The following is a 10,884-nucleotide window of genomic DNA, read 5'->3' as shown; positions in this document are numbered from 1 at the left end:
CGGGTTGCGCGGTGGCGGTCGGCTGGCGGCGATCTCGGGGAGGTCGGCGGGGCCGGGGTCGGCGGCGGGCGGCGGGGTGAGCGTGGGGTTCTGCGCGGCGGCCCGGACGGCGGCGGCGACCGCCGGGGCCACCCGGGAGTCGAAGACGCTGGGCACGATGACCGTGGGGTTGATCTTCTCCTCGCCCACCACGTCGGCGATGGCCCGGGCGGCGGCGATCGCCATCTCCTCGGTGAACTCCTCGGCGTGCGCGTCGAGCATGCCGCGGAAGACGCCAGGGAAGGCGAGCACGTTGTTGATCTGGTTCGGCTGGTCGGAGCGGCCGGTGGCGACCACGGCGGCGTGCTTGCGCGCCTCCCGCGGGTCGACTTCCGGGTCCGGGTTGGCCAGCGCGAAGACGATCGCGTCCTTGGCCATGGTGGCGATGTCGTCGCCGGTCAGCAGGTTCGGCGCGCTCACCCCGATGAAGACGTCCGCGCCGTTCAGCGCGCCGGCCAGGTCACCGGAGTAGTCGTCCCGGTTTGTGTTATCGGCCAGCCACCGCCAGGCCGGGTTGAGGTCGGTCTGGCCGCGGTGCAGGGCACCCTGCCGGTCGTACGCGATGATGTCGCCGACGCCCTGACGGAGCAGCAGCTTCATGATCGCGGTGCCCGCCGCGCCGGCCCCGGAGACCACCACCCGGACGTCCGCGAGCTGCTTGCCCACCACCCGCAGGGCGTTGGTCAGCGCGGCCAGCACGCAGATCGCGGTGCCGTGCTGGTCATCGTGGAAGACGGGGATGTCCAGCGCCTCACGCAGCCGAGCCTCGATCTCGAAGCAGCGCGGCGCCGCGATGTCCTCCAGGTTGATCCCGCCGTACGCCGGCGCGATCGCCTTGACGATGGCCACGATCTCGTCGGTGTCCTGGGTGTCCAGCACCACCGGCCAGGCGTCCACCCCGCCGAAGCGCTTGAAGAGCGCCGCCTTGCCCTCCATCACGGGCAGCGACGCCGCGGGACCCAGGTTGCCCAGCCCCAGCACGGCGGAGCCGTCGGAGACCACCGCGACGGTGTTGCGCTTGATGGTCAACCGGCGGGCGTCGGCCGGATTGTCCGCGATGGCCTGGCAGACCCGGGCCACCCCCGGGGTGTACGCCCGGGACAGCTCGTCCCGGTTGCGTAGCGCGACCTTGGGGCTGACCTCGATCTTGCCGCCCAGGTGCAGCAGGAAGGTGCGGTCGGAGACCTTGCGTACGTCCACGCCGTCCAGCTCGCGCAGCGCGTCGACGACCTGGTCGGCGTGGCCGGCGTCGGCGGTGTCGCAGGTCAGGTCGACGATCACGTGGGTCGGGTCGGAGTCGACCACGTCGAGCGCGGTGACGATGGCTCCGGCGTCGCCGACCGACGTGGTGAGTCGCCCGATCGAGGAGGCATCGGCGGGCACGGCGATCCGGATCGTGATCGAAAATCCGGCACTGGGCAGTCGGGTGGTGGCCACGCAGGTCCCTCCGTCGGCGCTGAACGGCTCGTCCGCATTTCTACTCGCCCTGCTGGGACGGCCGACATCCGCCCCCGCTTTTGCCGCTTGGTGCAGTGGGCATATACCAGGTGCACCCGGCGTTGACACATGTCAGGATTGCTCGGTACATGCACAGAACGGACAGGAGAGACGCTTGCGAGACCAGGAGACCTACGTTTCTTTCCCCGACGACGAGCTCGAAACCACCACCGGCGAGTACGAGCTCTCCGAGCGGCAGGCACTGCGACGGGTCCCCGGCCTCTCCACCGAGCTGACCGATGTCACCGAGGTCGAATACCGCCAGCTGCGGCTGGAGCGGGTGGTCCTGGTCGGCGTCTGGACCGAGGGCAGCCAGGCCGACGCGGAGAACTCCCTCACCGAGCTGGCCGCGCTGGCCGAGACCGCCGGCTCGCAGGTGCTCGAAGGGCTCATCCAGCGGCGTAACCGGCCGGACCCGGCCACCTACATCGGTCGCGGCAAGGTCGACGACCTCGGCTCGGTGGTGGTCTCAGCCGGTGCGGACACGGTGATCTGCGACGGTGAACTGTCCCCGTCCCAGCTGCGCAACCTGGAGCAGCGCACCAAGGTCAAGGTGGTCGACCGGACGGCGCTGATCCTCGACATCTTCGCCCAGCACGCCAAGAGCAAGGAGGGCCGGGCCCAGGTGGAGCTGGCCCAGCTCGAGTACCTCCTGCCCCGGCTGCGTGGTTGGGGCGAGACGCTCTCCCGGCAGACCGGTGGGTCGGGCCGTGGTGGTGGCGCCGGCGGCGGCGTCGGCGTGCGTGGTCCCGGTGAGACCAAGCTGGAGACCGACCGGCGGCGCATCCGCCACCGGATCGCCCGGCTACGCCGGGAGATCAAGGCCATGCGGACGGTACGCGAGACCAAGCGCGCCCGCCGCACCCGCAACGCCGTCCCGGCGGTGGCCATCGCCGGTTACACCAACGCCGGCAAGTCGAGTCTGCTCAACCGGCTCACCGGCGCGGGCGTGCTGGTGGAGGACGCTCTCTTCGCCACGCTCGACCCGACCACGCGTCGGGCCAGCACCTCCGACGGGCGGGTCTACACGCTCTCCGACACGGTCGGTTTCGTCCGGCACCTGCCGCACCAGATTGTCGAGGCGTTCCGCTCGACGCTGGAAGAGGTCGCCGAGGCGGATCTGGTCGTGCACGTGGTCGACGGTGCCCATCCGGATCCGCAGGAGCAGGTCCGGGCCGTGCGAGAGGTGCTCTCCGAGGTCGGTGCCGATCGGCTGCCCGAGCTGCTGGTGGTCAACAAGACCGACGCGGCCGACGAGGAGACGCTGCTGCACCTGAAGCGACTCTGGCCCGAGGCGGTCTTCGTCTCCGCGCACAGCGGGCGCGGCATCGACGAGCTACGCGAGGCGATCGAGCGGCGGCTGCCCCGCCCGGCCGTCGAGGTTCGCGTGGTGCTGCCGTACGACCGGGGTGACCTGGTGGCACGCCTGCACCGGCAGGGCGAGGTGCTCAGCACCGCCCACCTGCCGGAGGGCACCATGCTGCACGTCCGGGTCAACGAGGCACTGGCGGCCGAGTTGGTGCCGTTCGGCGACCCGGCGGAAGCGGCTCATACCGTGCGGTAACCGCGTATCCGGCGTCACGCAGCGGAAACCGGCGGCATGCGACACTTCTTTCATGCACCGCACTGTTTCCTTCGTCACGGTCGCCTTCGGCCTGCTCGGGGGCACCGTGGCACTTACCGGCACCGCTTTCGCGGCGCCGCCGCCCGCGTCGACCGTGACCGGCGCGGCATCGACGCCGCCGGCGTTTGCCGGGGCGCCGCTGGCGGGTCCGCAAGCGCCGCTGGCGGTTCGGGGAGCGCCCCTGGCGGCGGCTCCCAAGAAGCAGTGCACCGTCACCGACTCCCGGCTGCGTGAGCTGTCCGGCCTGGTGGTGACCAAGAACGGCTACATCGTCATCAACGACAGCACCGACCGGGACGACCGCAAGCGGGTCTTCTACCTCGACAAGGACTGCGAGGTCACCCGCGCGGTCCCCTACTCCGGCGGGGGGCCGTTCGACACCGAGGACCTCGCCCTTTCACCCGACCGCAAGACGCTGTGGATCGCCGACACCGGCGACAACCCGCTCAGCCGGGAGCGCCGCGAGCGGGTGGCGGTCTGGAGCATGCCGGTCAACGGCAGCAAAGAGCCGACCCTGCACCGGCTCTCCTATCCCGACGGCAAGCCGCGCGACGCCGAGGCACTGCTGATCGGCGACGACAACCTGCCGCTGATCATCACGAAGGTCACCGCCGGCAAGGCCGAGATCTTCACTCCGGACGGTCAGCTGAAGAGCGGCGACACCGAGCCGGTGCCGATGAAGCGGGTCGGCGAGATCGAGCTGCCGAAGACGGACACCGAGAACCGGTTCGGTCCCTTCGGCCGCATCACGATCACGGGCGCGGCCCGGTCCCCGGACGGCGCCCGGGTGGTGCTGCGCACGTACGCCGACGCCTTCGAGTATGACGTGGCCAACGGCGACATCGTGGCGGCGTTGACCACCACCACGCCCCGGGTGACCGCGCTGGCCGACCCGTTCGGCGAGGCGATCGCCTACTCGACCGACGGCAAGACGTTCCTGACCGTCTCCGACGCCGGGAGCCTGGACGACGACGAACCGGTCGAAGTCCTCAGTTACACCCCGTCCAGCGAGGGGCCGAAGAACCTGGCCGAGGATCCGGACGCGGCGAAGAAGTCCGCTAGCCAGTCGTTCCTCGACGGGTTGAGCCTCGACGACATCATGTACCTGATCGCCGCCGTGGGTGCGCTCGGCGCACTCCTGGTCGGCGCGGGCATCATCGGCATCGTGCTGGCCCGTAAGCGGCCGGCCCCGCCCGAGAAGAACCGCGACCGCGGCGACCGGGACGGCGGCGGTCCGGGGCCGTCGGGCAAGGACGACGGGTCCGGACCGCCGCCGGACCGGCCGCGGGGCGGGGTTTACGGCGGCGGGACGCCGCCGGGCGGCAACGTCTACGGCGGCTCGCCGAACGGTGAGCGGCCCGGGGCCCGGCCGGGGCCGGTGTACGGCGGCCGAGGCGGTGCTGCCGGCGCTGCCCGCCCGGCCCAGGGGGGTGGCGTCTACGGCGGTGGGGGCCGGCCGGCCGAGGGCCCTCCCGGCCCCGGCGGGCGCCCCGGCGGTGGCCGGCCAACTGGCGGTGGGCGCGGCGGTGGCGGCGGCGGTGGTGGTGTCTACGGCGGCGGTCGTGCCGGTGGCGGTGGCGGGCGCGCCGAGCCGCCTCGGGGCGGGCGGGCTGAGCCGCCTCGCGGTGGTCGCGCCGAGCCGCCCCGGCGAGGTGGCCCGGCGGAGCCGGACAACCGGGGTCGACGCCCGGGTCGCTACCGCGATGACGACGCGGAGCCGCACGGCAACTACGGCTACCGGGGCGACCGGTACTGAACCCGGGCCAGCACCGGCCGTGCCTGCGGACCGGTGCTGGGCGGCGGCCCACCGGCCGCGCGGCACGGGATCAGATGCGGCGCAGCACGGCGACGACCCGACCCATGATGGTGGCGTCGTCGCCCGGGATCGGGTCGAAGGCCGGATTCTGCGGCATCAGCCAGACATGGCCGTCGCGCCTACGGTAGGTCTTCACCGTCGCCTCGCCGTCGAGCATGGCGGCGACGATCTCGCCGGAGTCCGCGGTCGGCTGCTGCCGGACCACCACCCAGTCTCCGTCGCAGATGGCCGCGTCGAGCATCGAGTCGCCCTTGACCTGGAGCATGAACACCTCGCCCTCGCCGACGAGTTCCCGGGGCAGGGGGAAGACATCCTCCATCGACTGCTCGGCGAGGATCGGCCCACCGGCGGCGATCCGGCCGAGCATCGGCACGTACGCGGGCGTGGGGCGCTGGGAGCGGCTCAGCTCGTCGTCCACGTCGTTGGGCGAGCGGACATCCACCGCTCGGGGCCGGTTCGGGTCGCGGCGCAGGAAGCCCTTCTTCTCCAGCTCCTTGAGCTGGTAGGCGACGCTGGACGGGGAGACCAGCCCCACCGCCTCACCGATCTCGCGCACGCTCGGCGGGTAACCGTGCCGCTCCACCCAGGTGCGGATGAAGTCGAGGATGCGTCGCTGCCGGGCGGTCAGGTCGACGGTGGTCGGGTCGGGAAAGGCACTGGCCACCGGCGTCACCGAACGCAGGGTCGGCGGCCCGCTACGGGTGCGGGAGACGCTGCGGCGGCGGCCGGCCGGCGGGCTCGCCTCGGTGCTCTGTTGCGGGCTCTCTGGCCGGGTGGCCCGGTCCTCGGTCACGTCCGTCCTCCCTGGTCGGCGCTGGGTGCCTCGGCGGCTCGTGGTGCATGCGGTTGCTGCGGCCGGTGGCAGTCGACCATGGTCACCTCCGGTTGTTCATGACCGTATAGGTGAGATCGGTCATTTTCAAACATCTGTACGACCTGGTTCCGCGTGTCGAGCCGGAAAAGCGCGACAGTCGTACGCCCGTTCTGATAAATGGTACGTCTGGTCGAACGGGTGTTCGACCCCGACCGGATCGGTGGGCGATCCTGCCCGGCCGGACGGTAACCGGTGTCACCGCGGCGCGTTGGGCCCTCGGGTTGCGCCGGGAGGGGGGAACGGGTGGGCTGTCGGGTGACGCGCCGGACACGCTTGCCAACTTGACCTCGGATCGCCAGCGACATACGGTCGACCCCTAGATGTAGTAGTCACAAGGGCGTAAGTCGCCTATAGGTTGGGTTCGACTACCGACCGCACTCCCGGACCGCCGACCCGGTGCCATCCTGCGGGATGGCGTCGCCGTGTTGACGCGTGCCCGGAGGCGGGCGGGGCGTACCCGTGTCGATCGAGGAGGTCGGGCGATGCGGTGTCCGTACTGCCGGCACGCCGACTCCCGGGTGGTCGACTCGCGGGAGGCCGACGACGGTCAGCTGATCCGTCGGCGGCGTTCCTGCCCGGAGTGTGGCAAGCGGTTCACCACCGTCGAGGAGGCGGTGCTGGCGGTGGTCAAGCGCAGCGGGGTGACCGAGCCGTTCAGCCGTACGAAGATCAGCGGCGGGGTGCGCAAGGCGTGCCAGGGCCGGCCGGTCGACGAGGACTCGATCGCGATCCTGGCGCAGCGGGTCGAGGAGACCATCCGGGCCAAGGGGGCCGCCGAGATCCCCAGCCACGAGGTGGGGCTGGCCATTCTGGGGCCGCTACGGGACCTGGACGAGGTCGCCTACCTGCGGTTCGCCAGCGTCTACCGGTCGTTCGATTCGCTCGCCGACTTCGAGCGGGAGATCGAGACGCTACGGGCCGCCGCGCGCGCCCGGGAGGGCACCGGGGCCACCACGGCCGGCGCGCAGTGAGTTTTTCCAGCAGCAGTGACAGTCGGAACGCGCGGGGTGCCCGCGCGGACAGGGGGCGGATGAGATGCCGGGGGATGGTGTGACAACAAGCAGGTCACGAAGCAAGGCGGGCGCGGGGCTCAAGATCGACCGGGTCTGGACGACCGAAGGTGTGCACCCGTACGACGAGGTCGCCTGGGAGCGGCGCGACGTCGTGATGACCAACTGGCGGGACGGCTCGATCAACTTCGAGCAGCGCGGGGTGGAGTTCCCGCAGAGTTGGAGCGTCAACGCGGCCAACATCGTGACCACCAAGTACTTCCGGGGCGCGGTGGGGACCCCGGAGCGGGAGTGGTCGCTGCGGCAGTTGATCGACCGGGTGGTCAGCACCTACCGCACCGCCGGTGAGGAGTACGGCTACTTCGCCTCCCCGGCCGACGCCGAGGTCTTCGCCCACGAGCTGACCTGGATGCTGCTGCACCAGGTGTTCAGCTTCAACTCGCCGGTCTGGTTCAACGTCGGTACGCCCTCACCCCAGCAGGTCAGCGCGTGCCTGCCGTACGACTCGCTGGTCAGCACCCCGGGCGGCCTGGTGCCGATCGGCAAGCTGGTGGAAGAGGGCGCAGTCGGCACCAAGGTGTACGACGGCACCGGACTGACCCGGATCGTGGCCGTGAAGGCCAATGGTGTCCGTGAGGTTCTCCGGCTGCACACCAAGGCGGGCTACCAGCTCGACGTCACGCCGGACCACGTGGTGTGGAAGAGCACCGGCGAGGGCACCGGCCGGTGGGTCGAGGCCGGCACCCTGGAGCCGGGCGACCGGCTCGAGTGGCACCGCACGTACAGCTACGGCGAGAGCGAGCTGGACCTGCGGGAGATCCGCGAGGCCGCGCTCGCCGGTTGGTTGCAGTCGGACGGCTTCGTCGGCCAGCACGCCGAGGGCACCAACCGGTCGCTGACCATCGAGGCGATGACCGTCAACGACGACGAGCTGGACTGGGTCACCACCACCATCGACGAGGTCTTCCCCGGCGCGCACCGGCACGAGCGGGCGGTGACGACCCAGGACGACGAGCTGGACTGCCGGCGTACCCGGCTCTACGGCGAACACCTGCGCCCGTTCGTGCAGAAGTGGGATCTGCTGACCCGGGGTACCGAGATGGTGGTGCCGGAGCGGCTCTTCACCGCGCCGTTGCCGGTCGTCGCCGCGTACCTGCGCAGTATCTTCCAGGCCGAGGGCTACGTCTCGTCCCGGGAGCGCTCGACGCTCGTCGCGGTGGACATGATCTCGGAGCAGTTGATCCGGGGCGTGCAGAGCCTGCTGCTGCGCTTCGGGATCTTCGCCCGCGTGTCGTTCAAGGCAGACTCCCGCCCGGACCGCAAGGGCTGCTGGTCGGTCCGGATCCAGAACGACGGCGACCGGGACCTGTTCGCCACCCACATCGGGTTCCTCGGCGCGGACAAGATGGCCAAGCTGGAAGCGGGCTTCGCCAAGGCGGGCCGGCCCGCCGCCGACGTCAAGCGCCTGGAGATCGACCGCATCGAGCCGATCGGGTCGATGGAGGTCTACGACATCCAGACCGAGAGCGGTGAGTTCCTCGCCGGCAACCTGCGGGTGCACAACTGCTTCATCCTGTCGGTCGACGACTCGATGGACTCGATTCTCGACTGGTACAAGGAGGAGGGGCTGATCTTCAAGGGCGGCTCCGGCTCCGGGGTGAACCTGTCCCGGATCCGCTCCTCCCGGGAACTGCTCTCCTCCGGCGGCACCGCCTCCGGTCCGGTCAGCTTCATGCGTGGCGCGGACGCCAGCGCCGGCACCATCAAGTCCGGCGGGGCCACCCGGCGCGCGGCCAAGATGGTCATCCTCGACGTCGACCACCCCGACATCGAGGAGTTCGTGGTCACCAAGGCGCGCGAGGAGGACAAGATCCGCGCGCTGCGCGACGCCGGGTTCGACATGGACCTGGGCGGCGCCGACATCGTCAGCGTGCAGTACCAGAACGCCAACAACTCGGTCCGGGTCTCCGACGAGTTCATGACCGCTGTGGAGAACGGCGGCGGCTTCGACCTGCGCGGTCGGCTCGACGGGCAGACCATCGAGACGATCGACGCGAAGAAGCTGTTCCGCACCATCGCCCAGGCCGCCTGGGAGTGCGCCGACCCGGGCCTCCAGTACGACGACACCATCAACGACTGGCACACCTGCCCGGAGACCGGCCGGATCACCGCGTCGAACCCGTGCTCGGAGTACCTGCACCTGGACAACTCCTCGTGCAACCTGGCGTCGCTGAACCTGATGAAGTTCCTCCGCGCCGACGGTGGCTTCGAGGTGGAGAAGTTCGTCAGGTCGGTCGAGTTCGTGATCACCGCGATGGACATCTCGATCTGCTTCGCCGACTTCCCGACCGAGAAGATCGGCGAGACCACCCGGGCCTACCGGCAGCTCGGCATCGGGTACGCCAACCTGGGTGCCCTGCTGATGGCCTCCGGCCTGCCCTACGACTCGGAGCAGGGGCGCTCCCTGGCCGCGGCGATCACCTCGCTGATGACCGGCACCGCGTACCGCCGCTCGGCGGAGCTGGCCGGCATAGTCGGCGCGTACGACGGGTACGCCCGCAACGCCGAGCCGCACAAGCGGGTCATGCGCAAGCACGCCGCCGCCAACGACCAGATCAAGCCGACCGGCCCGGTGGCCACCGCCGTGGTCCGCGAGGCCACCAGGCAGTGGACCCAGGGCAACAAGATCGGTGACAAGAACGGCTGGCGCAACTCCCAGGCCGCAGTGCTCGCGCCCACCGGCACCATCGGCCTGATGATGGACTGCGACACCACAGGTGTGGAGCCGGACCTGGCGCTTGTCAAGTTCAAGAAGCTGGTCGGCGGCGGCTCGATGCAGATCGTCAACCAGACCGTGCCGCGCGCCCTGCGCAGCCTCGGCTACCCCGAGGAGCAGGTCGAGGCGATCGTCGAGCACATCGCCGACCAGGGCCATGTGGTGGACGCCCCCGGCCTGAAGCCGGAGCACTACCCGGTCTTCGACTGCGCGATGGGCGAGCGCTCCATCGCACCGATGGGCCACGTGCGGATGATGGCGGCCGTCCAGCCGTTCATCTCCGGCGCCATCTCCAAGACGGTCAACATGCCCGAGCAGGCCACCGTCGAGGACGTCGAGAAGATCTACTTTGAGGGCTGGAAGCTCGGCCTGAAGGCGCTGGCCATCTACCGGGACAACTGCAAGGTCGGCCAGCCGCTCTCGGCGGCGAAGTCGAACAAGGCCGTCGAGCCGGCCGCAGCCGCGACCGAGGCCGAGAAGGTCGTGGAGAAGGTCGTCGAGTACCGCCCGGTGCGCAAGCGGCTGCCGAAGAAGCGGCCGTCGGAGACCATCTCCTTCTCGGTCGGTGGCGCCGAGGGCTACCTCACCGCCTCGTCGTACCCGGACGACGGCCTCGGCGAGGTATTCCTCAAGATGTCCAAGCAGGGCTCCACCCTGGCCGGCGTGATGGACGCCTTCTCGGTGGCCATCTCCATCGGTCTCCAGTACGGCGTGCCGCTGGAGACGTACGTCAGCAAGTTCACAAACATGCGCTTCGAGCCGGCCGGCATGACCGACGACCCGGACGTGCGGATGGCCGCCTCGGTGATGGACTACATCTTCCGTCGTCTGGCGCTGGACTTCCTGCCGTACGAGCGCCGCGCCGAGCTGGGCATCTTCACCGCCAAGGAGCGGGCCGCCCAGTTGGCGGCCGAGGCCGAGGCCGAGGCGAACGGCACGGACCTGACGGCGATGGCCGCCTCCGCCCCGGTGGAAGCCAAGCCCGAGGAGCCGAAGGCCGGCCCGGTCGCCCAGCCGGCCCAGGAACTCGCCGATGTCGCGGCCGTCAAGCCGGCGCCGTCGGTCGGTTCCAGCACCGAACTGCTGGAGGCCGTGATCGGCAAGGCCGCCGACGCACCGCTCTGCTTCACCTGCGGTACGAAGATGCGCCCGGCCGGTAGCTGCTACGTCTGCGAGGGCTGCGGCTCCACAAGCGGTTGCAGCTGACAACGCCCCGAAAACCAGGGACCGCCCGACCTCCTCCTGTCT

At 70.5% G+C, this 10,884-nt stretch carries 5 protein-coding genes and 3 pseudogenes; 6 read left to right on the top strand and 2 right to left on the bottom strand.

The genetic code is table 11. The features are described 5' to 3' along the window. Positions 1-1,476 (bottom strand): NAD-dependent malic enzyme (locus AC507J_RS31895; protein WP_496294226.1); only part of this gene is annotated, 1,476 nt, incomplete at its 3' end. 175 nt (positions 1,477-1,651) lie between these two features. Between AC507J_RS31895 and hflX the strand changes: the two genes are divergently transcribed. Together hflX and AC507J_RS31885 are read left to right on the top strand one after the other, a co-directional pair. Next, positions 1,652-3,100 carry a GTPase HflX gene (gene hflX / locus AC507J_RS31890; RefSeq protein ID WP_496294224.1) on the top strand — a complete coding sequence of 483 codons (1,449 nt, stop codon included), beginning with the start codon at positions 1,652-1,654 and terminating at the stop codon, positions 3,098-3,100. 52 nt (positions 3,101-3,152) lie between these two features. Beyond that, positions 3,153-4,916: an SMP-30/gluconolactonase/LRE family protein gene (locus AC507J_RS31885; protein WP_496294222.1), complete on the top strand. Its 1,764-nt coding sequence runs from the start codon at positions 3,153-3,155 to the stop codon at positions 4,914-4,916. Between the two features lie 70 nt (positions 4,917-4,986). On the opposite strand, the gene lexA is transcribed toward AC507J_RS31885, so the two are convergent. Next, a complete protein-coding gene (lexA, locus tag AC507J_RS31880) occupies positions 4,987-5,769 on the bottom strand; it encodes a transcriptional repressor LexA (protein WP_496294220.1) in 783 nt (260 codons plus the stop codon). Positions 5,770-6,332: 563 nt separating this feature from the next. On the opposite strand from lexA, the gene nrdR reads away from it, so the two are divergent. The 4 genes and pseudogenes from nrdR to AC507J_RS31860 form a co-directional block, all read left to right on the top strand. Further along, positions 6,333-6,821 (top strand): transcriptional regulator NrdR, encoded by a 489-nt coding sequence (gene nrdR / locus AC507J_RS31875; protein ID WP_496294218.1) that lies wholly within the window; start codon positions 6,333-6,335, stop codon positions 6,819-6,821. Between the two features lie 64 nt (positions 6,822-6,885). Beyond that, positions 6,886-7,353, top strand: a pseudogene (locus AC507J_RS31870) (vitamin B12-dependent ribonucleotide reductase); the annotation flags it as partial. Then, positions 7,354-8,235 (top strand): annotated as a pseudogene (locus AC507J_RS31865) (LAGLIDADG family homing endonuclease); the annotation flags it as partial. It abuts the pseudogene before it with no gap. A 177-nt stretch (positions 8,236-8,412) separates the two neighbouring features. Continuing rightward, positions 8,413-10,842: pseudogene (locus tag AC507J_RS31860) on the top strand (vitamin B12-dependent ribonucleotide reductase); the annotation flags it as partial. Between the last annotated feature and the right edge of the window lie 42 nt (positions 10,843-10,884).

The organism is Micromonospora sp. PRAS1 (genome assembly GCF_059553435.1).
Note: the sequence above shows the minus strand (reverse complement) of the source record. Positions and strands in the feature narration are given on the sequence as shown.